Raw genomic sequence first — 21,864 nt, 5'->3', positions numbered from 1 at the left:
CTATCAGGACTGGCTCGGCGATACCCGGACCGCGATGTCGGCGGCAACCCGGTCCGGGATCTCCAGGTGCGGGCAGTGCCCCACCTCGGCATATTCGACCAGGTCGATCCCGGGTCGGCTGCGCCGCAATTCCGTGGCGATCGCCGCACCGGATACCGGATCTCGCATTCCCCACAGGAACGACAGCGGAACCTCGGTCGTGGCCAGCGCGGTTTCCAGCCGTTCCCGATTGGCCGCGCGTTCCGGGATGTAGCGCAGCAGCCGTCGGTGGATATCGCGTTCCCGGGTGCCGGCGCGCAGTGCGCGGTAGTGCTGTGCCGCCACGGTGGGGTCCAGGGGATGCGCGGGGGAGAACACCTCACCCCACGTGCGAATGAACAGCCGCTCGGTGAGTGCGAGTGCGAGCAGCCGCCCGATTCCGGGAGCGAGGGTGAGCCGTTGCATCGGGCGCGGGCGGTACAGCCGCGCGGACAACCCCCCGTTCAGGAATACGCAGCGGGTGAGGGGCACGGCGCGGGCCAGCAGTTCGGTGGCGACGATCGCGCCGTAGTCGTAGGCGACCAGGGTCGGCTCGGCCAGGCGCAATTCGGCGAGCAGCGCCTCGACGAGGTCGGCCTGCTCGAAGACGCTGTAGCGGTGACCGGGCGGCTTCTCGGTCGCGCCGTAACCGAGGAAGTCGACGGCCACGACGGTATGACGCTGCGCCAGTGCGGGTTCGATCGCGGCCCACTCGAACGAGGACGCCGGGAATCCATGCAACAACAGCAGCGTGGGCCCGCTGCCCGAGACCCGGACGAAGACCCGGCGCGTGACCCCGCGAACGGTCACTTCGATGGTGGCACCGCTGTCGTGCCATTGCTCCAATGCCGCTGGGGCGCGCGTCACCATGTCGTCCTCTCGCCGCCCGGCACCGTGCCGGGCGCGCTCCGTATCGTCACAGGCATGGGTGGTACGACGCTTCCAGAAACGTGCGGTCGGCGGTGACGCCACTGGCCGGGGTGCGGGACGGGCACTGCGTCTATCTCGGCCCACCGCCCAGGGGCGATGTGCATTCCACCTCCGTCGCGCAACTCGTCGTCGGCGTCGACGCGCCGGTGATCGTGGAGGCCGAGGGCCTGCCGGACATCGTCACCCGCAGCACGGTGGCTCCGGCTCGCGTACCGCATCGGATCCGCGCGCTCGGCGAGCGGGTGCTGATCTGCTATTTCGACCCCGCCACGGCGGCCCCGCGCCTCGGCGAAATGGTCTGCCGGCACGGCCCTTTCGGGATCGGCCACCCGCGGGAGCGGAGCTTGATCGAGGCGGGCGCGGTCCACGCGCTCGATATCGACGCGGTGCTGAGCCTGGCGCGGCTCCCGGTCGGCGATATCGACCCACGAATCACCAAGGTGGCCAGCATGATCCGCGCCGACCCCGCGCGCCGGCATCGCGCGGTGGCCAGCGCGGCGGAACTGGGCCTGTCCCGATCGCACTTCCTGCGGCTGTTCGCCGAGCAGACCGCCACCAGCTATCGCCGATACATCCAGTGGGCTCGGATCCTGCACGCCGCCGACGCGATCGCCGACGGCGCCGACTTCACCCGCGCGGCCAGCGAGGCCGGATTCGCCTCGCCGTCGCACTTCAGCGACGTCTTCCGCGACATGTTCGGGATCACGCCCCGGGCACTGTTCACCTCGGGCGTGCGATTCGGCTGAAGGGGATCAGCGCAGCGACTTCAGCACCCCGCGGTCGAAGGCGATGGTCTCGTCGAGGCGGCCCTGCAACGCCTTGGTGACCCAGTCGGGATTGGCCAGCAGTGCGCGGCCGACCGCGATCAGGTCGAACTCGTCGCGTTCGAGGCGATCGAGCAGCTGATCGATACCGGCCACCGCGGCCTGCTTCTGCCAGCCGGCGGCGCCGACGAACTCCTGGTCCAGCCCGACCGAACCGACGGTCACCGTCGGCTTGCCGGTCAGCTTCTTGACCCACCCGGCCAGGTTCAGATCGCTGCCCTCGAACTCGGACAGCCAGTAGCGGCGGGTCGAGGCGTGGAAGGCGTCGACGCCCGCCGCGACCAGCGGCGCCAGGATCTGCTCCAGCTCACCCGGGTTCTCGGCCAGCTTGGCCTCGTAGTTGCCGGACTTCCACTGGGAGAGCCGGAAGAAGATCGGGAAACCGGGGGACACGGCGGCCCGCACGGCCTCGACGATCTCCACCGCGAACCGGGCCCGCGAGGCGGGGTCGCCGCCGTAGCCGTCGGTGCGCTGGTTGGTGCCGCTCCACAGGAAGCTGTCGATCAGATAGCCGTGGGCGCCGTGCAATTCGGCGCCGTCGAAGCCGAGCCGCTCGGCCGCGGCCGCGCCCTCGGCGAACGCGGCGACCGTGTCGTCGATATCGGCCTGCGTCATGGCCTTTCCGGCCGACTCACCGGCCAGGCCCACGCCGGACGGGCTGTCGGCGGGCGGTTCGGTCGCGGTGCGCGCCACGCCGGTGTGCCACAGCTGCGGGATGATCCGGCCGCCGGCCAGATGCACCTGCTCGGCCACCTGGGCCCAGCCGGCCAGGGACTGCTCGCCGTAGAAATGCGGCACGTTGTCGTAGGCGGCGGCCGCGGTCCGGTTGATGTAGGTGCCCTCGGTGATGATGAGACCCACGTTGTTGGCGGCCCGGCGGGCGTAGTACTCGGCGACGTCGGAGCCCGGAACGCCGCCCGGGGACATGTTCCGCGTCATCGGCGCCATCGCGATCCGGTTCGCGACGGTCAGATCGCCGACGGTGAACGGCCGATCCAGCAACCGGCGGATGCGCGTGGTGTCTACTGCCGAGGTCATATCGTCTCCAGAGTCGGCGCCGAGCCTAGGGCGGCACCGTGGTCGGTCGGAAAAGAACAGCGGCGCTCGAGCCTCGAATAGTTGAGCAACTCAAGCGACTTGTCGGCCAGTACAACCGCAACTGCTTGAATCTGTCAAGTATTCGGCATACATTTGCCCGGTGCCGCACTCCTCGCCACCGACCGCGACCGACGTCATGGCGACCCTCGCGGAGTTCTGCCGCGTCTACCAGCAGGACTTCCTGGCCGCAGCGCAGAGCGTGGATCTGACCTTCAGCCAGGCCAAGCTGGTCTGCCTGCTGGCCACGCCGCGGGCCATGCGCGAACTCGCCGAGGATCTTTCCTGTGACGCATCGAACATCACCCTGCTCATCGATCGGCTGGAACAGCGCGGGCTCGTCGAGCGGCACATCGATCAGGCCGATCGCCGGGTGAAGAAGGTGGTGGCCACCGCCGAGGGCGTCGCGATCGCCCAGCAGGTGCGCGCGGGGATGCACGGCGTGCGCGCGGCACTGGACAGCCTCAGCCCGGCTCGGCGGCGCAGCCTGCAGGGCATTCTCGAGCAGATGCACGCGGAGATGACGACCGGCCCGACCTGACTGGCTGCTGGTGGGTGATCGGTTCCTGGCCCTCCATCCTCGAGCCCGCGGGATCGGACTCACAGCGCCGCTTCGAGTTCCGTGGCGCGGCGCAGGTCATCGGCGAGTTCCGGCCCGCCGCCGATAGCCCGGACCCGGGCCAGCAGTTCCCGGGCCAGCGCCGGGTCCCCTTGCCGGACCGCGACATCGGCGCGCAGCACCAGCAGCTGCACGAGCTGGACCGGAGTCGGCTCCTCGTCGGTTCGACGCAGTGCCCGGTCCAGCACTTTCACCGCCAGCGCCAGATCCTGTTTGGAATCGGCGAACAGCGCGCCCATGTGGATGGCGCGGTCGAACGTCGCTGTCGGCGCGGGCCGGTGCGCCTGGTCCGCGCTGATCGGCTGCGCGATCTGAAGGGTGTTCCCACCGGGATCGTTCACCAGGAACTCACGCACCCCATAGGTCTTGTCCCGCAACGCGCCGATCCGTGGGAGTCCCTGGGTGGGCACCGATCCGACGGCTGCGCGCAGCCCCTCGGTGAAGGCCGCGTACAGGTAGTCGACGTCGTCGGTGTCGACCAGGCAGCCGTGCGTGCTGGAATTCGGGTCGAAGGCCTTGTCGCCGTAGAAGTTCAGTTCGATGCCGCCGCGCCGCACGCTCAGGAACTGGTACGGCGCCGTCTGCCGGAAGGTGATCCGGAATCCCAGCGCGGTGTAGAAATCGGCGATCGGCTCGATCGATCGGGCCATCAGCCTGGGTATCGTTCTCTCCGTCATGTTTTCGAAGGTAGAGATCGGCTCGGCCGTCCGCACATAGCCGTGAGAAGTCTGACTTTCCCTGGTCAAAGGCCGGTCGAAGCTATCTGTGAGCCCGGAGGACAACGCCCGTGACCTATGTCGTAGACCCTCGCGTCGATGCCTATATCGATGGTTTGCCCTCCTGGCAGCAGGCCATCTGCCATGAGGTTCGCGCGCTCGTCCACGCCGCCGACCCCGAGGTCGTCGAGACCATCAAGCGCACGACGCGGCCCTACTTCGTGCTGGACGGCAACATCTGCGCGCTGCTCGCGGCGAAGACGCACGTCAACGTGTTCCTCTACGACGGCGCGATCGTGCCCGATCCGGAAGGGATCATCACCGCCGGCCACGACAACAAAACCGCCAGGACGGTGGCTTTTCGCGAGGGCGAGACGATCAACGCGCGGGCGCTCACCGCCATGTTCGAACAGATCATCGCCAACAATCGCGCGGGCGGCTGGCGCAAGATCAAGCGGGATCGGGAAGCGGACTAGGGGAACGGCCGGAGCCGGCATCGCGGGATCACGATGCCGGCTGTGGGTTTTCGGGATAGGGATCAGTTGGTGGCGCGCCGTTGCAGGGCCAGGCCGACCACGGTCATCGCCAATGCCGCGACCAGTAATCCGGCCAGGGTCCAGGCCAGGGCGGCGAAGCCGTGCGGGGCGGCGGCCGCCGCGACGAGCGGGCCCGCGGTGGCGCCCACATAGAAGCTGAACATCGCGACCGACATCGCGGCGGCGCGGGATTCACCGCCCAGCTCGCCCGCGCTCTGCAGGACGGCCGGGCCGATGATGCCGAGGCCGCCGACCATCACGGCGAGCAGGACCGTCAGCACGGCCAGATGGCTGCCTTCGAAGGTGGCCGCGACCATGGCGGTGGCGGCGACCAGCACGCCGAGCGCGATCTGGGTGTGCTTGGACAGACGCGCGAGCGGCACCGCGAGCAGCGGCAGGAGCAGCATCACCGGCAGTGCGCCGGCCCGCAGCGTGAGCAGTTCGCCCGAACTCTGGACGACGCCGGTGAGTTCGAGGCCGGTGTAGATGCCGACCATGACCGCCATGCTCATCGAACCCGCCACCAGCATCGGCACCAGCGGCCGCAACCGCAGCACCGCGGGGATCGCCGCGTAGCTGTGCCGGAGCGGAAGCTCACGACCGCTGGGCGCGTCCTCGAGCATCACCCGGCGCAGCGCGACCGCGAGAATCGCGAAAATGGCGGCGGAGGCCAGGAATACGGTGCGCCACGGGAACGAGGCGACGACCGCCTGCGAGACGATCTGCGCGATCACCGTCGCGGCCAGGAAGGACGTCGCGACCGACATGGTCACCACCGAGCGGTGCGCGGGCGTGATGCGGGTGGCGACATAGGCCATGATCGCGGGCGGAATCGATCCGACGACGAGCCCCTGGGCGACCCGCAGGCCGACCTCCACCGGCGCGCTGAACGCCAGACCGGTCAACAGGGTGACCACCGCTGCGGCGAGCATGCCGGTCACCAGAACTTTGCGATGACCGTAGCGGTCGGAGAGCGGGCCGAAGAGCACGAAGCCGCCCGCGTACCCGAAGGCGAACGCGCTGATGATCCAGGTCATCACGACGGAGCCGGCGTTCCACTCCGACTTCATGGCCGTGAACAGGGGAATGGGGACATACATCTGGCCGGTGGCGAGCAGGGCGGACAGGACGAAGACCGGCAGGGTGCGCGCCGTGTGGGCGCGGGACTCGGCGCCCGTGGCGGGCGCGGTAGCCGGAGTTGCCGGGTCGAGAAGGGTCGGCGTGGTCATGGAGACGACGGTATGTCCGGCTCGATCATGTTGTCAACCAAATAGTTGGTTTAAAGAACTGGTAAACTCGCGGCCATGACGGTAGCGATCAAGCGCGGTGACGCCACCAAGCAGGCGCTGTTACGGGCCGCCCGTGACGAATTCGCCGAATACGGCCTGGCCGGAGCGCGGGTGGACCGCATCGCGGAGGCGGCCGGTGTCAACAAAGAGCGCATCTACGGCCTGTTCGGCAGCAAGGACAAGCTGTTCGACGTCATCCTGATCGACACCATGGGTGAGTTCATGGAGATGGTGCAGTTGCTGACCGAGACCGATCCCGGCCGCTACGTCGCGAAGCTGTTCGACTACCACGACAGCAACCCGCAGCTGCTGCGCCTGCTGCTCTGGGAAGCCCTGCACCGCGGTGTCGACGCGCACGATATCGACGGCTGGCGGGCTCAGCACTACGAACGCAAATTCGACCGGGCCATCGAGCAATTCGGGGTCGACGCCCAGTACGCCGGGCGGGTGCTGCTCGCACTGTGCGGTATCGCCAATTGGAATCTCGCGGTGCCACAGACCACGCGGCTGCTGCTCGGGGACGCCGCCGACGACAAGGCCGCGACCCGCGAGTTCATGCAGGAGTTCGCCCGGGCCGCGATGCGGAACCTGCCGCGGGAGTTCCAGCGCGAGACGCCGGTCAATGCCTTGACCACCAGTTCCGGCCTGGATCAACCCGTAGCCGATACGGAGTCGGCCGTCGACCAGGCGGCGCAGCGCCTTCGTGACGCCCAGGCCGCGGCGGATGCCGCCCGCGACGAACTCGCCGCCGCCCTGCGCGAGGCGCGTGCGGCGGGTGCGAGCGCGAACCAGCTGGCCCGTCAGGTCTCGGGCACGTTGTCGCGGCCGGTCGTGCTCAAACTGCTGGCCGACTGATCGGCGGGGCCGAGTAGGTCCCAGCGATTCCCGGCGATATCCAGGAAAACCGCCACCCGGCCATAGGGTTCATCGCGCGGCGGGCCGACGAATTCGACTCCGGCCGAAGACATTCGGCGGTGCGCCGCCGCGAAGTCGTCGACCCGCAGGAAGAATCCGACGCGACCCGCGACCTGGTTGCCGATCGCAGGGAGTTGCCGATCGCCATCGGCGCGGGCCAGCAGTATTCCGGTCGCGGCCCCCGGCGGCCGGACGACGACCCACCGTTTCGGGCGGCCGTCGTTGGTTCGGGCCGGTGAATCCTCGACCAGGTCGAAACCCAGGGCTTCGACGAAGAAGGTGATCGCCGCGTCGTACTCGGCGACCACGATCGTGATCAGTTCCAGCTGCACCTCCACCAGCCTAGCGAGCTCATTTGTAATGATTGTTCAAGAATGTGCTACGGTCGGAACATGGCTCGTCCGAAGGGGTTTGATCAGGAGCAGGTAATCGATGCCGCGATGGCGGCGTTCTGGAGCAAGGGGTACGCCGCGACCTCGGCGCAAGATCTGGTGGACCGCACCGGGCTCGGGCGCGGCAGCCTGTACAACACGTTCTCCGGGAAGCACGAACTGTTCCTGGAAACGCTGCGCCGCTACGACAGTGAGTGGGCGACAAGGCAATTGGCGGTGCTCGAGGCCGAGCGGCCGGTGCGGGACAAGGTGCGCACCGTGCTGATGACCGTCGTCGACGAGGAGTCCGGGACGGTGCCCGCGAACCGGGGCTGTCTCGCCGTGAACGCCGCCATCGAGCTGGCCGGGCGCGACCCGGAGGCCACCGCGCTGGTCGAGCGCATCTTCGGGCGAATGGAGGAGGCGTTCCGCGCCGCCCTGGAGCGGGCGCGCCGCGACGGTGAGATCGGCGCGGATCGTGATCCGCGCGCGCTGGCCCGATACCTGCTCAACGCGATGTACGGGTTGCGGGTGCTCGGCAAGACGGCCGATCGCCCGGCGCTGGCCGGCATCGTGGAAACCACTATCAGCCTGCTGTGATGCACAGTTGATCGCGCCCGCGGCCCGGGCGCGATTTTTGCTGCCCAAATTATGGAACGTTCGTTAAACAACTAAGGAGTACGCACATGACAACCAGCTCTCCCGCCCCGACGGTGGCGGTGCTCGGCACCGGCATCATCGGCGCGCCGGTCGCCGTGAACCTGGCCGAGTCGTTCCAGGTACGGGTGTGGAACAGAACGCGCGCGGCCGCCGATCGGCTCGGTGGCCTCGAGGTCTTCGACACCGCCGCGGCGGCGGTCGCCGGCGCCGACATCGTCGTCACCGTGCTCAAGGACGGGCCCGCGGTGCGCGAGGTGATGGAGTCGGCGGTCGCCGGGCTGGCGGCGGGCACGGTGTGGATTCAGCTCGGAACGGTCGGCGAGCAGGACATCGCCGACCTGGCGGAGTTCGCGCGGCAGCACGCGCTCACCTTCTACGACGCGCCGGTGCAGGGCACCAAGCAGCCCGCCGAGGCGGGTCAGCTGGTCGTCCTGGCCGCCGGTCCACTCGCCGAACGCGACACGGCCGCAGCGGTATTCGAGGCGATCGGCAGCCGGACGGTCTGGGTGGACGAGGCGGCGGGCGCGGCGACGCGGCTCAAACTCGCGCTGAACAGCCTGGTCTTCGCGCTCACCCACGGCATCGCCGAAAGCCTGTCGCTGGCCACCGCGCTCGGCGTCGACCCGCGGCTGGTGGCCGAGGTCGTCACCGGCGGACCGCTCGACAGCGGATTCTTCCAGGGGAAGTCGGGCGCGATGCTGGCGGGGAACTACGCGACGGCGTTCTCGGTCGACAACTCGGTGAAAGACGCTCGACTGATCCTGGCCGCCGCCGAAAAAGCCGGTGTCGCAGTCGATGTCACGGCCGCGGGACTCGCACGGTTCCAGCGGGCCGCGGCCGCCGGGCACGGTGCTGCCGACATGGCCGCTTCGCACCTGGCCGGAGCAGGGGCAGCCCGATGACCGGTATCGACACCGTGTCCGAGGGGCCGGCCACGCTGCCCACCCGGCGGCTGCTCGCCTTCACCATGGCGGGCTTCCTCGCCATCGTCACCGAGACCATGCCCGCCGGGCTGCTACCGCGCATCGCGCAGGGGCTCGACACCTCCGAAGCCCTGGCGGGCCAGCTCGTCACCGTGTACGCGATCGGCTCGGTGGTCGCCGCCATCCCGGTCATCGCCGCGACCCGGGGCCTGCGCCGGAAACCGCTGCTGCTGGCCGCGGTCGGCGCCCTGCTGGTGTGCAATACGGTGACGGCGCTGTCGCCGAGCTACTCGCTCACCCTGGTCGCGCGGTTCGCCGCGGGGATGGCCGCCGGAGTGATCTGGGGCCTGCTCGCCGGGTACGCCCGCCGACTGGTGCCGCCGCACTTGCAGGGCCGCGCGCTGGCCATCGTCGGCGTCGGCCAGCCGATCGCGCTGACGCTGGGCGTTCCGCTCGGCGCCTGGCTCGGTGCGCTGCTGGACTGGCGCGCCGCGTTCTGGATCATGTCCGGCCTCGCGCTGCTCCTGCTCGGCTGGATTCGGGTGCTGGTCCCGGACCTGCCCGGCCAGCCGGCCGAGCAACGCCGCCCACTGCGCGAAATCCTGGTGATTCCGGGCATCCGGCCGATCCTGGCCGTCGTCCTGGCGTGGATCGTGGCCCACAACATCCTCTACACCTACATCGCTCCGTTCCTGGAGCAGGCCGGACTGGGCGACGCCGCCGGAACCGTGCTGCTGGTCTTCGGCGCCGCCGCGATCGCGGGCATCTGGGCCACCGGAGCGCTGGTCGACCAGCGGCTGCGCGCGGTAACCCTGCTCAGCCTCGGCGGATTCGCGGCGGCGACGCTGGTGCTCGGCCTCGGCGCGCACTCACCGGTCGCGGTGGTCGTCGGTGTCGTCGCCTGGGGGCTGACCTTCGGTGGCGCCCCGACGCTGCTGCAAACCGCCATGGCCGATGCCGCGGGCGCGGAAGCCGATGTCGCCCAGTCGATGTTGGTCACGGTCTTCAACCTGGCCGTCGCCGCGGGCGGCGTGATCGGCGGGCTCCTGCTGGGCGGCGCCGGTGCGGGCGCGCTGCCGGTCGCGGCGTTGCTGGCGGCGTGCGCCGCGCTGGTCATCGTCGCGGTGTCCGCGGCGCATGCCTTCACGCGCGGGCGGCGGGTGACGGCCTAGCCAGCGGCACGCAGTGCAGGAGCAGGAACAGCGGTCGCTGTTGTCCCACCAGGGATTTCGGCGCCGCTGCTCCTCGGTCGGATGCGGCTCGCTAAGCCCGGACCTCGTCATCGCCCAGCATTAGTGCTCCGCACCGGCTCCGAGGCGCCGCGCGCCTCGGTGGCCGCCAGGTAGCAGGCGAGGATGTCGCGGGTCTCGGCCAGGCATTCCAGGCGCGCTTCGACCGCGCCCAGCTCGTGGCGGAGCACCGCGAGCATGTCCGGGTGGGACTCCAATTCGGGCGCGGGGCCGTGCGCGCACGGGAGGATGTCGCGGATTACCCGGGTCGGCAGCCCCGCGGTGAGGAGTGCCCGGATCTGCCGGACGACGGTAGGCGTGTCCGGTCCGTACTCGCGGAAGCCGCCGCCGGTGCGGTCGGCGGTCAGCAGCCCTTGCTCCTCGTAGTAGCGCAGCAGGCGATGACTCACCCCCGTGCGGTTCGAGAGTTCACCGATTCGCATGTGATCCCGTTCATCTCGCCTTGACTCTCACACTGATGTGAGATTTTAGCGTTCGAGCTATGACTCGACCAATGACCGCAGGCGTGACCGGACCGGCTGAATTCGTGCGGGGGAGTGGACCCGGGCTGGTGCTCGCGCACGGTGCCGGCAGCGATATCCAGGACAGCTTCGGCACCGTGATCGACCGGCTCGCGGCGACGAATACCGTGGTGGCGCCGGACTATCCGGGCTCGGGCGGCATGCCGCGCAGCCGGACGCCACTCACCCTCGACGGCCTCGCCGACGGGTTGGCCGACGCCGCGACCCGCGCCGGGCAGCAGCGCTTCGCGGTGCTGGGCTTTTCCACCGGCACCGCGGTGGCGGTGCGGCTCGCGACCCGGCATCCCGAGCGGGTGACCGCGCTGGTGCTGTCGGCGGGGTTGGCCCATCCCAATGCCCGGCTGCGCCTGCTCGTGCGGACCTGGCGACGCCTGGCCGGGGACCCGGAATCCCTGGCCGCCTTCCTGCTGCTGCTCGGCTGGAGCCCGGACTGGCTGGACCGGCGTTCCGGAACCGAGATCGATGAACTGGCGGCCGCCATCGGCCCCGCCCTACCGGCCGGGGCGGACGACCAGCTCGATCTGCTCCTGCGGGTCGACGTGCGGGCCGATCTCGCGGCGCTCGCGGTACCGGCGCTGGTCGTGGCCGGTCGGCACGACCTGGTGGTATCGGGTGCGCACGCAAGGGAACTCGTCGACACCATCGGTCATGCCCGGCTGATCGAACTCGAATCCGGGCATGCGCTGGCCGCGGAGCGACCGGCCGAATGGGCCCGGGCCGTCGCCGAGTTCCTCGCCGAAGTCACACCCGCGTCCTAGGCGTGCGCCTTTGTCGCCGCGCTGAGGCAGAATACGGACGTGAGCTACACAAGCAGTACCGCGTTCGGACACCGGCCCGGCGGACGCACGCCCGTCGGCTGCCAGCTACATGTCTGACCGGGAGGAGCCGGGGCGGGAAGCCGCCCCGGAGCAGGGCGGCAAGCGGATCGACGCGCGGGAGCGGCTGCGTAAGCGGCTGGAAGGCATGCTGCCGCCCGAGTTCGGCACACCCGACGCCGACGAGGAGGCGTCGAAAGTCATCCGGCTGCCGCGCCGTCCGCGCCGCGTCGGCGACGAGGCCGCCGAACATCCCGACCCATGGCATCCGGACGGCAGCTCGGTCTACGACCCCGCGCCGACCCGGCCGGTGCTGCGCTCGGAGTTGCAACGCGAAACCGGTTGGTGGCCGGTCGACCCCGGCGCGATCCGGCATCCCGCCGCGCCGTTCGATCCGGATGGCGGCGAGCACGACGGCAGCGTCGTCGATCTCGACGCGCTGCGGCGGCAACGCGCCGAAGGCGACAATTCGGTCCGGGGACGCCGGCGAATGGCCCGGCCACGCCGAATCAGCAAGGACACCGACGAGATACCGGCGGCCGACGGCGAACACGACAACGGCCCAGATTTTCCTCGGCATTGACTCGCCGATCAATCGGTTGAATGTCTCGATACGGTTGCTGAAAGTTAACTGTTCCTATATCTTAAATATTCGAAGCAAGCAGAACTTTGTCAAACGAAGGACCTGCTCGTCATGAATATATTTCCGCCTACACCGGACAGATTTCGCCGACCGCTCATTCCACCCGAAGCGGGGCATCGCCAGGGGCGCGTATTGGTGATGGAAGTGGACCCGGCTGTCGCCGAGATCACCACGCTGGTGCTGCGAGCCGCCGGTCACGATCCCGTGCACGCCGCGCACAGCGACGACGCTCTGCTGCTGACCACCGACTGGATCCCCGACGTCGTCCTCGCGGATGCCGCGGTGCCGGGCCTCTTCGAGCTGGCCGCGCGGACCCGATTGCGCGGAAATGGATCGGCGCCGCATCTCATCGTGATGTCCACCCGGCCCGATCCCGATATCGTCGAGCACGCCATTACCGCGGGGGCGCACGACTTTCTGATCAAGCCTTTCCGAACTCTCGAGTTGCTCACCGTGATTCAGACGGCACTGGTGGGCCCCCGGGGTGAATCGACGGAACCGCATTGGTCGATCCGGCTGCGCGACGCGCAACAGCGCCGCACGCGGCAACCGATAATTTAGTCCGCGACAGGGTCTTTGCTGTCGCGTTGATGACCGCGGCGTGCGTCCCGGTCGAAAATGCCGAGAATTTCGCAGGGCCCGCCTTCGGCGCCGATGGCGTGCGGCAGCATCGTGGGGAATTCGGCGGCCTGATTGGTCTCTATGCGAAAGCGGCGCTGGCCGAGCATCAGCGTCGCGGTCCCGGAGAGGACCACGAGCCATTCGCGCCCCGGGTGGGCGCGCAGGCGGGCCGGATTGCTGGGCGGCGGATCGGTCAGACGCTGGCGCATGACGACCATCCCGGGATCGGCTTTGACCGGCCAGCGCATCGTGCCGTGCGTCGCGTCGATCATGGGGCTGGTGATGACGTCGTCGGAGGCGGTCTCGACCAGCTGGTCCAGGGTGGTGTCCAGGGCGCGGGCCAGGGCGACCAGTTGATCCAGGGCCAGGCGGCGCTGACCGTTCTCGATCCGCGAGAGGGTGGACTGGCTGACGTGGGCGCGGGTGGCCAGATCCTCCAGGGACCAGCCCTGTGCCACCCGCAGGGCCCGGATGCGTTTGCGTACGAGGCTGTCCAACTCGTCATCTGTTTGCGTCATAGGCAAGATTGTATGCCTCATATGCAAAGCGGGGTTACTGTCGCTGATAGCGGCCCAGAACGACTGGAGCCACGCGCAGGAAAGGTGCACATCTATGACGACTTCCGCATACGCGACCGATGAACTGCCTGCTGAGACCGTGGACGCCGTGGTGATCGGCGGCGGCGCCGCGGGACTGAACGGCGCGCTGATGCTGGCCCGGTCCCGCCGGTCGGTCGTGGTGATCGACAGCGGCGCGCCCCGCAACGCGCCCGCCGCGGCGATGCACGGCTTTCTCGTGCTGGACGGGATGCCGCCCGCCGAACTGCTGGAGCGGGGACGCGAGCAGGTCCGCCAGTACGGCGGGCGCATCGTCTTCGGGGCGGTGGCCGCCGCGCGGCCCGCAACCCCCGCGGCCACCGGCGACCTGCGCTTCACGGTGACCCTGGCCGACGGCCGCGCGCTGACGGCGCGCCGCGTCCTGGTGGCGACGGGGCTGCGCGACGTGCTGCCCGAGGTGCCCGGACTGGCCGAGCACTGGGGCCGCGCGGTGGTGCACTGCCCGTACTGCCACGGCTGGGAGGTGCGCGACGAGCCGATCGGCATCCTGGCCACCGGACCCAACTCGGTGCATCAGGCGCTGCTGTTCCGTCAGCTCAGCGCGGACCTGATCTATTTCGCGAACGGCACCGACCTCGACGCCGACACTCGCGCGCGCTTCGCCGCTCGCGACATTCGAATCGTCGAGGAGGCGGTGCGGGCGGTGGTGAACGGCCCGAACGGTGAACTCGCCGGGGTGCGGCTGGCCGACGACGCGGTCGTGGACCGGCGTGTTCTCGCGGTCGCTACCCAAATGCACTCGCGCGCAGACGGGTTGGAGGGGCTGGAGCTTCCGGTGGAAGACCTGCCGGGTATCGGCCGCCGCTTCGTGTCGGCGATGGCGGGCGTCACCGAGGTGCCGGGCGTCTGGGTCGCGGGCAATGCCACCGATCTGACCGCCCAGGTGGGCGCCGCCGCTGCCGCCGGTGCCCTGGCCGGCGCCCATATCAACGCCCTGCTGGTCACTGCGGATACCGACGCGGCGCTGGCCGCCACCGTCTAACGCGCGGCTCGGGCCGAGCCGACCCCTTTTCCGTAACCGCTAGGACGCCCGGCGCTGCCGGCCGTCGATTTCCGCATGCCCTTTTCGAGAGGAACCCATGGCTACCGTCGAGTCGCCGCCGGTCGACGCCCGGCACCTGCGCACCATCCTGATCGCGGTCTCTATCGCGCTGATGGCCGTCATCGCCTCGGTGTCGGGCCTGAACGTCGCCCAGACGCAGATGGCCGTCGAATTCGGGGCTACCCAGGGCACGGTCCTGTGGATCATCAACATCTACACACTCGCCCTGGCCGCCTTGCTGCTCCCGCTCGGCGCGCTCGGCGATCGCCTCGGCCGCAAACCCATGCTGGTCACCGGACTCGTGGTCTTCGGAATCGCCAGTGTCGCAGGCGGTTCGGCCCCCGGTATCGAAGTGATGTTGATCGCTCGGGTGGCCGCCGGCGTCGGCGCGGCGATGATCATGCCGATCACCCTCGCCGTGATCACCGCGACCTTCCCGGAGGACCAGCGCGGCAAAGCCATCGGCGTGTGGACCGGCGTCGCCGCGGGCGGCGGCATCCTGGGCATGTTCCTGTCCGCGCTCCTGGTCGACATCGCGGACTGGCGCTGGCTGTTCGTGCTGCCGGTGGTGCTGGCGGCGGTGGCCTTGGCCATGACGCTGAAATCGGTGCCCAACTCGCGCGAGCGGTCCGGCTTCGCCTTCGACATCGTCGGCGCGCTGACCTCGATGGTGGCGGTGATCGCGCTGATCTTCGTCTTGCAGGAGGGGTCGGAACGCGGCTGGACCGCGCCCGCGACCGTGATCGGCTTCGTCGTCGGCCTGGCTGCCGGGTTCGGTTTCCTCGCTTGGGAATTGCGCCGCCGCGAGGCCGCTCTGCTGGACGTGCGCTTGTTCGGCGAACGCGGCCTGGCCGGGGGCTCGATCACGCTGCTGGTGGTCTTCGGCGTGCAGGCCGGTATCGCCGTCGTCCTTTTCCCGTTCTTCCAGGCCGTGCTCGGCTGGTCGGGACTGCTATCCACGGTGGCCATGCTGCCGATGGCCGGCACGATGATGCTGGCCTCGGGCCTGGCACCGAAACTGGCCGCGCGCGTCGGCGCGCGCGCCACCATGGCCGCCGGAATCCTGGTGGCCGCAGTCGGGTTGGCGCTGCTGGCCCTGCTGGTCTCGGTGGATGGCGGCTATCCGGCAGTGCTGCCGGGCCTGCTCGCGATGGGCTCGGGCATGGGCCTGTCGATGACGCCGTCGACCGAGGCGATCACCGCCGCCCTGCCGCGGGCGAAGCAGGGCGTGGCCTCCGCGCTCAACGATGTCACCCGCGAATTCGGTACCGCGCTCGGTGTCGCGCTGCTCGGCGCGCTCGTCTCCGTCGGCTACCGCACCGCCATCGAGGACCGGCTGAGCGGGATCCCCGCGCCGGCCGCCGACACCGCACGGGACGGCATCGCCAACGCCGTGGCCGTAGCGGGCGCGGAGACACCGGGTTTGGTGCGCGCCGCGCAGCAATCCTTCGTCGACGGCTGGCAGCAGGCCATGTGGGCCGGTGTCGCGGTCATGGGCGTGCTGTTCGTCTACATCACCCTGCGTGGCCCGCGGCGCGTGGCCCTGGACGAGGGGGCCGCCGCGGCGCCGGTGGCTGCCCGGTAGCCTGTTGCTGCGGATTCACTGTGTTACCTACAACATTCGGACCGCCGCGGAGTTTCGGACCGTTTCCAGTGGGAACACAGGCAGTCGGGAGGTGTTATGGCATGGGTAGGGCGTTTGCGGCCGGTCAAGTTCAATCTTCTCCGGCGACGCCGGGTGCGGGTGCTCGTGCACACCGCCCGGGTCGCCTGGTCCGACGAGTTCTCCGACCGGGCCGCGTCGCTGACGTACTACAGCATGCTGTCGTTGTTTCCGGCCCTGCTGATCGCCATCGCGGTGCTCAGCATGCTGGGCCCGTCCTCGAGTGACACGCTGGCGAACGCGGCCGGCCGGCTCGGCCCGGACGAGGGCCGCACCGTCCTGACCGACGCGATCCAGCACCTGCAGACGGCCAAGGCGCTGTCCGGCCCGGCGGCGATCATCGGTCTCGGCTCGGCCATCTGGACGGTGTCGGGGTATCTGGGCGCGTTCATGCGCGCCGCGAACGCGCTGTACGGGGTGCCGGAGAGCCGGCCCTTCGCCAAAACGATCCTGCTGCGCTTGGCGCTGAGCGCGCTGATGGTGACCGCGATCGTCTCTACCGTGGTCGGTTTCGCCGTGACCAGCGGCGCGGCGGCACATCTCGGCGAAGCCGTCGGGCTGGGCAGCACGGGTCTTCGGATCTGGGGTCTGGCCAAGTGGCCGGTGCTGGCCTGCCTGGCCTGTGTCGGCCTGGCGCTGGTGTATTGGATCGCCCCCAATGTCCGTGGCCAGCGGCTGCGGTGGGTGACCTCGGGCAGCGTCATCGCGGTCGCGGCCTGGATCCTCAGCTCGGCCGGATTATCTTTCTACGCCTCGCATTTCGACTCCTTCGACAAGGTGTACGGCTCGGTGGCGGCGGTCGTCGTGGTCTTGATCTGGCTGTGGCTGACGAACTTCGCGCTGCTGTTCGGCGCGGTGATCGACGCGCAACTGCACCGCCAGCGCGCGCTGCGCCGGTATCTGCGGGTCGAGGCCCCGGCGCGCCGCGACCAGGCGAAGAGCCTCGTGCCCGAGGTCCCGGTGGTCGCGACGGCGCCGGAACGCGTCGCCGTGTCGTAAGCGCCGGTTCAGGGCGTTCGGTAGGCGGCGCGCAGCGCGCGCAACTCTTCCCCACGTGGGTCGGTGGCCTCACTGCTCCGCGGCGCGTCGAAGATCCGCACGGTCCGGCCGGTGGGGTCGAAGGGCGGCCAGCCCGGATCGCCTTCGGTCGCGAACCGGACCCAGGCGCCATGCATGTCGGTGGCCAGCTGCTGCGGCGGATTCTCGCCGGTGAGCGTGGGCGCGGCGGCGGCCTGGTCGAAGACGAACGGAATTTCCAGCGCATGGCAGGCGCCGAGACCGTCGACGCCCGAGGGCCAGGCGAACTCGTAGGCGAACGTCGGAGTTCCGGCGGCCGCGACGGTTTCCGCGATGCGGACGCTGTCGTCGCGGAAGGCGAGGTCGCTGACGATGGCGGCGAAGACGTCGGCGGGTGTGGCGTCCGGGCGGGTCGCGGAGTAGTCGGCGACGATCGCCGGATCCACCCCGTAGCGGGCCACGGCGAACGGCAGTACCTCCGCGGTGATCCCGGCGGCGACCCCGGTCGGCACGGTGAACAGGCGGAACTCGTCGGCATTCCAGCCGATGAGCAGCGGAACCTGCCGCTCGGGATGCGCCGCGAGGGCTTCGATCGGCCGGTCCGCGAGCACCTCACCGTCGAGGACGGGGAAGAAGCTCATGACGCCGAACCCGCCCGCGATGGTCGAGGCGCCCCACCGTTCGGGATCCGGATCGGTGGCCAGCGCCGCCGCCACCGAATCCTGGCCCTCGCGCAGCTGATCCGGGGTCAGGGCGCCGAACGCCGCCGCGGTCGGTTCGATGCCGAGCACCGTGGCGACGTGCTCGGTGACCTTGTACGCGTCCTCGGCGGTGCCGACGGCGGAACCGTTGCCGCTCTGCGCGATCGCGCGCCGGAACAATCCGGTCGTCCGGGGCGAGGAGATCAGGTCGATCACGCTCATGCCGCCCGCGGATTCACCGAAGATGGTGACGTTGCCCGGGTCCCCGCCGAACGCGGCGACGTTGTCGCGCACCCATTCCAGCGCGAAGATCTGGTCGCGCAGACCGCGATTGAGCGGAGCGTCGCGCAGGGCCGCGAAGCCGGAGATGCCCAGGCGATAGTTGATCGACACCACCACGACGCCGTCGCGTGCGAAGGTGGAGCCGTCGTACATCTCTCGCGCGTTGGAGCCGCGGACGAACGCCCCGCCGTGGATCCAGACCAGCACCGGCCGCCCGGCGCCGCCGACCTCCGGCGTCCAGACGTTGACGTTGAGGTACTCGTCGCCCGGGATGTGATCGCTGCCGATGATCGCGTGAATGGGTGGCGGATAAGGCGATTGGGCGCAGGTGGGCCCGTACTCGACGGCGTCGCGTACGCCCGGCCATTCGGCCACCGGCCGGGGCGCCTCGAAGCGCAGGGGTCCGACCGGCGCGGCCGCGTAGGGGATTCCGAAGAATTTGCTGATGCCGTCCTCGGTCCGGCCGCGGACCTTGCCGCCGGTGACGGACACAATCGTTTCCATAAGCCCTCATTCTGGTGATAATTCGGCCGGCGGGGGCCGGGATCAGGAACTCCGTGTGGTCAGCAGCCCGATCGCGAAGTCGGCGAAGGTGCCGGCCACCGTCGCCGCGGCGGGGCCCGCCTCCGGGGTCCACCATTCCGCCGATCGAATGCCCATCGCGCCGATCGCCGCCATGGCCAGCCAGGGCTCGGACACGCTGAACGCGCCCAGGCGGATGCCGCGCTCGATCACGTCCACGAGCATCTGCTCGCTCTCGGCGCGGACGGCGAGCACCTGCGCGCGCTGTTCGTCGCTGAGAGAGCGGAATTCGCGGTGGATGACCCGGGCCAGGGAGCGGTAGCGCAGATGCAGCAGCACATGCGCCCGCGTCAGCGCCCGGACCTGATCGGCCGGATCGCGCCCGGCGTCGAGCAGGGCGTCCTTGAGGACGTCGCGCTGGTGCTGATGGCCGATCGTCACCAAGTCGTAGAGCAACTGCTGTTTGGAGCTGACGTGGGTGTAGATGGCGCCGGGCTGCAAACCCAGGGCGGTGGCGAGATCGCGGACCGACACGGCGTGGTAGCCCTGCTCGCCGAACAGGGCGAGCGCGGTCTCGTACAGGCGCAGCCGGGTCCCGGAGAGGTTGTCGCGCTCCGGCAGATGCTCGGTCTCGGTCATGCCCTCGCCTTCTGTGAACGATCGTTCAGGTGAAACTGTAGCGCCGGATCTTCCGCGACTCAATAACCGTACTCAGCAAGGCTATCTGCTTGACAAGTGATGGGCGTCGCACCCATGCTGGCCGCACTTCATCTGAACGTTCGTTCAGATCACTCCCGGGGATCCGGCGGGGTCCCGGGCGACCGGCTGCGCGGAATTCTGAGGAGCATCATGCCGAATCGTGCGAATACCTGTGTCCTGAGCGGGTTCGCGTTCCTGGAGAGCCCGCGCTGGCACGGGGACCGACTATGGCTGTCCGACATGTACACCCATCAGGTGCTGTCGGTCCGGGCGGACGGCGGCGACCCGCGGACCGAGGCGCGGGTACCCGGCCAGCCGTCCGGTCTGGGCTGGCTGCCCGACGGGCGGCTGCTGATCGTCTCCATGCGCGATCAGCGGCTGCTGCGCCGCGAACCCGACGGCACCCTGGTCACGCACGCGGACCTGTCCGGCCTGGTGACCGGGCATCTCAACGACATGGTCGTCGACCGGTACGGCCGGGCGTTCGTCGGTCACTTCGGCTTCGACCTGATGGCGGGCGATCCGTTCGCGCCGGCCGGCCTGCTGCGGGTCGACCCCGACGGCACGGTCGCCCATGTCGCCGAGGACCTCTGGTTCCCCAACGGCAGTGTCATTACCGCCGATGGTCTGCTGCTCGTCAACGAAACCCTCGGCAATCGGATCACCGCGTTCGACCTCACCGCTGATGGCCGCCTGGCCGGCCGGCGGACCTGGGCGCGGTTCGGCGAACTGCCGACCGCCACCGATATTCCAGCGATGCTGGGGCAGATCGTCGTGGGCGGTGACGGTGCGGCGCTGGACGCCGAGGGGGCGCTCTGGGTCGCCGATGCCGTCAACGGGCGGGCCGTGCGGATCCGATCGGGGGAGATCGTCGACGAGATCGCCGCCGAGACCGGGGTTTTCGCCTGTGCGCTCGGCGGGGCCGACGGGCGGACGCTGTTCCTGTGCGCGGCACCGGACTTCGACGAGCACGCGCGCAGTGCCGCCCGCGAGGGCGTGATCCTGTCCGCCCGCGTGGATATTCCCGCCGCACCACCCCTGTGATGCGCGCGCCCGAGCCGGATTCCCGTTCGCAAGCCGCATCATGGGCGCCCGGCGCGGGCAGCCGATAGCATTCGGGACATGCGCCGCGGCAAGTGGTTTCGAGTCCTGATGTGCCTGTCGGTGCTGGGTGCGAGCGGGTGCGTCGGCGCGGTGGATCGCGCCGACTTCGAGGACCGGATCAGAACGCGCGGTGGGGGATTGGTGAGCGCGCTGCCGCGGGAGGCCATCGCCGCCGTCGCGCGCCGGATCGGCGCCACCGATCTCGAGGCCAACCTGATCCTGCTCACCGCGCCGAACTCGACCCAGTTCCGGCTGGTGCTGCACGACCAGCCGGACCAGGTGACCAGGTTCCTGGCCGACGGTCAGAACCTGGCCGCGCGCCAGGCCACGGCGCGCCTGCGCGTCCGGCCGCCGGATCGGTCCCGCCAACTCGACGATTATTCGTTCACCCTCGGCGACCTGAGTGCGCCGAGCCCGGTGCGGGTGTCGGCCTACGACGACCTCGACGGTGAGAACTTCACCGTCGGCGCGGTGCCCGCGCTGACCCGGATCGAGGACATCGTGGACACCGCCCGCGCGCAGAGCGCACTACCCGACGGGCAGGTGACCGTCATCCTGGTGAGCCGCTTCGGCGGCGACGTCCGGGTGGTCGCCAACGTGGTCTCGGCGCGGTCGGAGGTGGTCGTCGAGTTCGACCACACCGGCGCGTTCCTGCGGATGCGGCAGGTCTAGGCGATGGCGCGACTACTGGTGACGGCTGTCTCGACCGGAATCAGCGTGGGCTTCTTCAGTACGGTGATTCCGGTCGCCGTGTGGCCGGGCGAGGCGAAACTCACCGCGCCGCTGTTCTGCGAGCCCCCGGCCACCGAAGCCATGGTCGTCTCGGACACCTTCCACGACTCGGAAGGCACCTCGACCAACTACACGCTCTACTGCGTCGGCGAGCGCGGCGCGCTCACCGACGAGGGCTTCGCGCTGCCGATGCTGGTGCTGTTCACGGCACACGTCCTGATCGTGACGGTCCTGGTTCTGCTGGCGGGCCTGCTCGCCCGCGCCCGATCCGCGGGCGTGCAGGACGCGGTGACCGAGGACTACCCCGAGGATTCCTGGACCTAGCCCTACTCGGAGACGATGGCGATCGCGTCGATCTCCACCAGCATCTCCGCGCGCGGCAGACCGGTGAAAACCGTGGTGCGGCTGGGCAGGACATCGCCGGTGGTGTTGGCGGTGACGAACTCGCCGTAGGCCTCGTTCATGGTCGCGAAGTCCTCGCGCTTGGTCAGATAGACCCGCAGCATGACCACGTCGTCGAAGGTGGCGCCGCTGGCGTCGATGATCGCCTTGACGTTCTGCAGGGTGCGGGTGGTCTGCGCCGCGACGTCACCGGGGTAGAGGTACTCGCTGGTGGCCGGGTCGACCGGGCCCTGGCCGGAGACCTGGACGAACGGGCCCTTGCGCACACCCTGCGAGAAGGTGTGGGCCGGGGCGGGGGCGTCGGTGGTGCGGACGGCGATCTTCTCGCTCATGGGTG

26 protein-coding genes are annotated in these 21,864 nt (G+C 69.7%); 16 read left to right on the top strand and 10 right to left on the bottom strand.

Translation table 11 applies throughout. The features are described from left to right. Positions 1–3: 3 nt before the first annotated feature. Positions 4–885: an alpha/beta hydrolase gene (locus AB0H76_RS19260; protein ID WP_357325290.1), complete on the bottom strand. Its 882-nt coding sequence runs from the start codon at positions 883–885 to the stop codon at positions 4–6. A gap of 83 nt (positions 886–968) precedes the next feature. Between AB0H76_RS19260 and AB0H76_RS19255 the strand changes: the two genes are divergently transcribed. After that, entirely contained in the window at positions 969–1,694 is a 726-nt protein-coding gene (locus tag AB0H76_RS19255; RefSeq protein WP_357325287.1) for an AraC family transcriptional regulator, read from the top strand. 6 nt (positions 1,695–1,700) lie between these two features. Here the strand turns inward: AB0H76_RS19255 and AB0H76_RS19250 are convergent, their stop codons facing one another. Further along, positions 1,701–2,810 (bottom strand): NADH:flavin oxidoreductase, encoded by a 1,110-nt coding sequence (locus AB0H76_RS19250; RefSeq protein WP_357325284.1) that lies wholly within the window; start codon positions 2,808–2,810, stop codon positions 1,701–1,703. 160 nt (positions 2,811–2,970) lie between these two features. Between AB0H76_RS19250 and AB0H76_RS19245 the strand changes: the two genes are divergently transcribed. Further along, complete coding sequence (locus tag AB0H76_RS19245) at positions 2,971–3,408, top strand: MarR family transcriptional regulator (RefSeq protein ID WP_357325281.1); 438 nt, start codon at positions 2,971–2,973, stop codon at positions 3,406–3,408. 59 nt (positions 3,409–3,467) lie between these two features. Here AB0H76_RS19245 and AB0H76_RS19240 read toward each other — a convergent pair whose 3' ends face one another. After that, a complete protein-coding gene (locus tag AB0H76_RS19240; protein WP_357325278.1) occupies positions 3,468–4,163 on the bottom strand; it encodes a VOC family protein in 696 nt (231 codons plus the stop codon). A 110-nt stretch (positions 4,164–4,273) separates the two neighbouring features. Between AB0H76_RS19240 and AB0H76_RS19235 the strand changes: the two genes are divergently transcribed. Next, the gene (locus AB0H76_RS19235; RefSeq protein WP_357325275.1) at positions 4,274–4,678 is read left to right on the top strand and encodes a DUF1801 domain-containing protein; all 405 of its coding nucleotides are present in this window, start codon (positions 4,274–4,276) and stop codon (positions 4,676–4,678) included. A gap of 62 nt (positions 4,679–4,740) precedes the next feature. Here the strand turns inward: AB0H76_RS19235 and AB0H76_RS19230 are convergent, their stop codons facing one another. Continuing rightward, positions 4,741–5,967, bottom strand: coding sequence for an MFS transporter (locus tag AB0H76_RS19230; RefSeq protein ID WP_357325272.1), 1,227 nt, complete (start codon positions 5,965–5,967; stop codon positions 4,741–4,743). A gap of 75 nt (positions 5,968–6,042) precedes the next feature. On the opposite strand from AB0H76_RS19230, the gene AB0H76_RS19225 reads away from it, so the two are divergent. Then, positions 6,043–6,882, top strand: coding sequence for a TetR/AcrR family transcriptional regulator (locus AB0H76_RS19225; RefSeq protein ID WP_357325269.1), 840 nt, complete (start codon positions 6,043–6,045; stop codon positions 6,880–6,882). Here the strand turns inward: AB0H76_RS19225 and AB0H76_RS19220 are convergent. Beyond that, the gene (locus AB0H76_RS19220; RefSeq protein ID WP_357325266.1) at positions 6,828–7,274 is read right to left on the bottom strand and encodes a VOC family protein; all 447 of its coding nucleotides are present in this window, start codon (positions 7,272–7,274) and stop codon (positions 6,828–6,830) included. The genes AB0H76_RS19225 and AB0H76_RS19220 overlap by 55 nt on opposite strands. 60 nt (positions 7,275–7,334) lie before the next feature. Here AB0H76_RS19220 and AB0H76_RS19215 point away from each other — a divergent pair, with 60 nt between their 5' ends. The 3 genes from AB0H76_RS19215 to AB0H76_RS19205 all read left to right on the top strand — a co-directional run bounded on the left by AB0H76_RS19215 (position 7,335) and on the right by AB0H76_RS19205 (position 10,068). After that, entirely contained in the window at positions 7,335–7,913 is a 579-nt protein-coding gene (locus tag AB0H76_RS19215) for a TetR/AcrR family transcriptional regulator (protein WP_357325263.1), read from the top strand. Positions 7,914–7,999: 86 nt separating this feature from the next. Beyond that, complete coding sequence (locus AB0H76_RS19210) at positions 8,000–8,875, top strand: NAD(P)-dependent oxidoreductase (RefSeq protein ID WP_357325260.1); 876 nt, start codon at positions 8,000–8,002, stop codon at positions 8,873–8,875. Next, the gene (locus tag AB0H76_RS19205; protein ID WP_357325257.1) at positions 8,872–10,068 is read left to right on the top strand and encodes an MFS transporter; all 1,197 of its coding nucleotides are present in this window, start codon (positions 8,872–8,874) and stop codon (positions 10,066–10,068) included. Before AB0H76_RS19210 ends, AB0H76_RS19205 begins: the two co-directional genes overlap by 4 nt. Before the next feature lie 107 nt (positions 10,069–10,175). Here AB0H76_RS19205 and AB0H76_RS19200 read toward each other — a convergent pair whose 3' ends face one another. Continuing rightward, positions 10,176–10,568 carry a MerR family transcriptional regulator gene (locus AB0H76_RS19200; protein WP_357325254.1) on the bottom strand — a complete coding sequence of 131 codons (393 nt, stop codon included), beginning with the start codon at positions 10,566–10,568 and terminating at the stop codon, positions 10,176–10,178. A 59-nt stretch (positions 10,569–10,627) separates the two neighbouring features. On the opposite strand from AB0H76_RS19200, the gene AB0H76_RS19195 reads away from it, so the two are divergent. The 3 genes from AB0H76_RS19195 (at position 10,628) to AB0H76_RS19185 (ending at position 12,686) form a co-directional block, all read left to right on the top strand. Continuing rightward, entirely contained in the window at positions 10,628–11,425 is a 798-nt protein-coding gene (locus AB0H76_RS19195; RefSeq protein ID WP_357325251.1) for an alpha/beta hydrolase, read from the top strand. Positions 11,426–11,534: 109 nt separating this feature from the next. Continuing rightward, entirely contained in the window at positions 11,535–12,065 is a 531-nt protein-coding gene (locus AB0H76_RS19190) for a hypothetical protein (protein ID WP_357325248.1), read from the top strand. Between the two features lie 198 nt (positions 12,066–12,263). Next, positions 12,264–12,686 (top strand): response regulator, encoded by a 423-nt coding sequence (locus tag AB0H76_RS19185; protein ID WP_357326254.1) that lies wholly within the window; start codon positions 12,264–12,266, stop codon positions 12,684–12,686. On the opposite strand, the gene AB0H76_RS19180 is transcribed toward AB0H76_RS19185, so the two are convergent. Beyond that, the gene (locus tag AB0H76_RS19180; RefSeq protein WP_357325245.1) at positions 12,683–13,264 is read right to left on the bottom strand and encodes an XRE family transcriptional regulator; all 582 of its coding nucleotides are present in this window, start codon (positions 13,262–13,264) and stop codon (positions 12,683–12,685) included. The genes AB0H76_RS19185 and AB0H76_RS19180 overlap by 4 nt on opposite strands. A gap of 94 nt (positions 13,265–13,358) precedes the next feature. Between AB0H76_RS19180 and AB0H76_RS19175 the strand changes: the two genes are divergently transcribed. From AB0H76_RS19175 to AB0H76_RS19165, 3 genes are all read left to right on the top strand, one after another. Then, the gene (locus AB0H76_RS19175; RefSeq protein ID WP_357325244.1) at positions 13,359–14,345 is read left to right on the top strand and encodes an NAD(P)/FAD-dependent oxidoreductase; all 987 of its coding nucleotides are present in this window, start codon (positions 13,359–13,361) and stop codon (positions 14,343–14,345) included. A gap of 97 nt (positions 14,346–14,442) precedes the next feature. Further along, the gene (locus AB0H76_RS19170) at positions 14,443–15,990 is read left to right on the top strand and encodes an MFS transporter (protein WP_357325241.1); all 1,548 of its coding nucleotides are present in this window, start codon (positions 14,443–14,445) and stop codon (positions 15,988–15,990) included. Positions 15,991–16,086: 96 nt separating this feature from the next. Further along, positions 16,087–17,067 carry a YihY/virulence factor BrkB family protein gene (locus AB0H76_RS19165; protein ID WP_357325238.1) on the top strand — a complete coding sequence of 327 codons (981 nt, stop codon included), beginning with the start codon at positions 16,087–16,089 and terminating at the stop codon, positions 17,065–17,067. An 8-nt stretch (positions 17,068–17,075) separates the two neighbouring features. Here AB0H76_RS19165 and AB0H76_RS19160 read toward each other — a convergent pair whose 3' ends face one another. Together AB0H76_RS19160 and AB0H76_RS19155 are read right to left on the bottom strand one after the other, a co-directional pair. Continuing rightward, complete coding sequence (locus AB0H76_RS19160) at positions 17,076–18,572, bottom strand: carboxylesterase family protein (protein WP_357325235.1); 1,497 nt, start codon at positions 18,570–18,572, stop codon at positions 17,076–17,078. Between the two features lie 42 nt (positions 18,573–18,614). Next, positions 18,615–19,229 (bottom strand): TetR/AcrR family transcriptional regulator, encoded by a 615-nt coding sequence (locus AB0H76_RS19155; RefSeq protein WP_357325232.1) that lies wholly within the window; start codon positions 19,227–19,229, stop codon positions 18,615–18,617. Positions 19,230–19,439: 210 nt separating this feature from the next. Here AB0H76_RS19155 and AB0H76_RS19150 point away from each other — a divergent pair, with 210 nt between their 5' ends. The 3 genes from AB0H76_RS19150 to AB0H76_RS19140 all read left to right on the top strand — a co-directional run bounded on the left by AB0H76_RS19150 (position 19,440) and on the right by AB0H76_RS19140 (position 21,449). Further along, positions 19,440–20,333 carry an SMP-30/gluconolactonase/LRE family protein gene (locus AB0H76_RS19150; RefSeq protein WP_357325230.1) on the top strand — a complete coding sequence of 298 codons (894 nt, stop codon included), beginning with the start codon at positions 19,440–19,442 and terminating at the stop codon, positions 20,331–20,333. Positions 20,334–20,411: 78 nt separating this feature from the next. Continuing rightward, positions 20,412–21,065, top strand: a complete 654-nt coding sequence (locus AB0H76_RS19145; RefSeq protein ID WP_357325227.1) for a hypothetical protein — start codon at positions 20,412–20,414, stop codon at positions 21,063–21,065. Between the two features lie 3 nt (positions 21,066–21,068). Then, positions 21,069–21,449 (top strand): hypothetical protein, encoded by a 381-nt coding sequence (locus AB0H76_RS19140; protein WP_357325225.1) that lies wholly within the window; start codon positions 21,069–21,071, stop codon positions 21,447–21,449. A gap of 2 nt (positions 21,450–21,451) precedes the next feature. On the opposite strand, the gene AB0H76_RS19135 is transcribed toward AB0H76_RS19140, so the two are convergent. Continuing rightward, complete coding sequence (locus tag AB0H76_RS19135; RefSeq protein WP_357325222.1) at positions 21,452–21,859, bottom strand: RidA family protein; 408 nt, start codon at positions 21,857–21,859, stop codon at positions 21,452–21,454. Positions 21,860–21,864: the final 5 nt, after the last annotated feature.

The organism is Nocardia sp. NPDC050712, assembly GCF_040654295.1.
Classification (GTDB): Bacteria; Actinomycetota; Actinomycetes; order Mycobacteriales; family Mycobacteriaceae; genus Nocardia.
The sequence above is the reverse complement of the archived record's forward strand: the minus strand, read 5'-3'. Positions and strand labels throughout refer to the sequence as shown.

Coding starts and splice junctions, on each gene's coding strand:
- AB0H76_RS19250 (WP_357325284.1), bottom strand. CDS start 2,810: ATGACCTCGGCAGTAGACACCACGCGCATCCGCCGGTTGCTGGATCGG.
- AB0H76_RS19240 (WP_357325278.1), bottom strand. CDS start 4,163: ATGACGGAGAGAACGATACCCAGGCTGATGGCCCGATCGATCGAGCCG.
- AB0H76_RS19230 (WP_357325272.1), bottom strand. CDS start 5,967: ATGACCACGCCGACCCTTCTCGACCCGGCAACTCCGGCTACCGCGCCC.
- AB0H76_RS19225 (WP_357325269.1), top strand. CDS start 6,043: ATGACGGTAGCGATCAAGCGCGGTGACGCCACCAAGCAGGCGCTGTTA.
- AB0H76_RS19215 (WP_357325263.1), top strand. CDS start 7,335: ATGGCTCGTCCGAAGGGGTTTGATCAGGAGCAGGTAATCGATGCCGCG.
- AB0H76_RS19210 (WP_357325260.1), top strand. CDS start 8,000: ATGACAACCAGCTCTCCCGCCCCGACGGTGGCGGTGCTCGGCACCGGC.
- AB0H76_RS19205 (WP_357325257.1), top strand. CDS start 8,872: ATGACCGGTATCGACACCGTGTCCGAGGGGCCGGCCACGCTGCCCACC.
- AB0H76_RS19200 (WP_357325254.1), bottom strand. CDS start 10,568: ATGCGAATCGGTGAACTCTCGAACCGCACGGGGGTGAGTCATCGCCTG.
- AB0H76_RS19195 (WP_357325251.1), top strand. CDS start 10,628: ATGACTCGACCAATGACCGCAGGCGTGACCGGACCGGCTGAATTCGTG.
- AB0H76_RS19190 (WP_357325248.1), top strand. CDS start 11,535: ATGTCTGACCGGGAGGAGCCGGGGCGGGAAGCCGCCCCGGAGCAGGGC.
- AB0H76_RS19185 (WP_357326254.1), top strand. CDS start 12,264: ATGGAAGTGGACCCGGCTGTCGCCGAGATCACCACGCTGGTGCTGCGA.
- AB0H76_RS19180 (WP_357325245.1), bottom strand. CDS start 13,264: ATGACGCAAACAGATGACGAGTTGGACAGCCTCGTACGCAAACGCATC.
- AB0H76_RS19175 (WP_357325244.1), top strand. CDS start 13,359: ATGACGACTTCCGCATACGCGACCGATGAACTGCCTGCTGAGACCGTG.
- AB0H76_RS19170 (WP_357325241.1), top strand. CDS start 14,443: ATGGCTACCGTCGAGTCGCCGCCGGTCGACGCCCGGCACCTGCGCACC.
- AB0H76_RS19165 (WP_357325238.1), top strand. CDS start 16,087: ATGGCATGGGTAGGGCGTTTGCGGCCGGTCAAGTTCAATCTTCTCCGG.
- AB0H76_RS19160 (WP_357325235.1), bottom strand. CDS start 18,572: ATGGAAACGATTGTGTCCGTCACCGGCGGCAAGGTCCGCGGCCGGACC.
- AB0H76_RS19155 (WP_357325232.1), bottom strand. CDS start 19,229: ATGACCGAGACCGAGCATCTGCCGGAGCGCGACAACCTCTCCGGGACC.
- AB0H76_RS19150 (WP_357325230.1), top strand. CDS start 19,440: ATGCCGAATCGTGCGAATACCTGTGTCCTGAGCGGGTTCGCGTTCCTG.
- AB0H76_RS19145 (WP_357325227.1), top strand. CDS start 20,412: ATGCGCCGCGGCAAGTGGTTTCGAGTCCTGATGTGCCTGTCGGTGCTG.
- AB0H76_RS19140 (WP_357325225.1), top strand. CDS start 21,069: ATGGCGCGACTACTGGTGACGGCTGTCTCGACCGGAATCAGCGTGGGC.
- AB0H76_RS19135 (WP_357325222.1), bottom strand. CDS start 21,859: ATGAGCGAGAAGATCGCCGTCCGCACCACCGACGCCCCCGCCCCGGCC.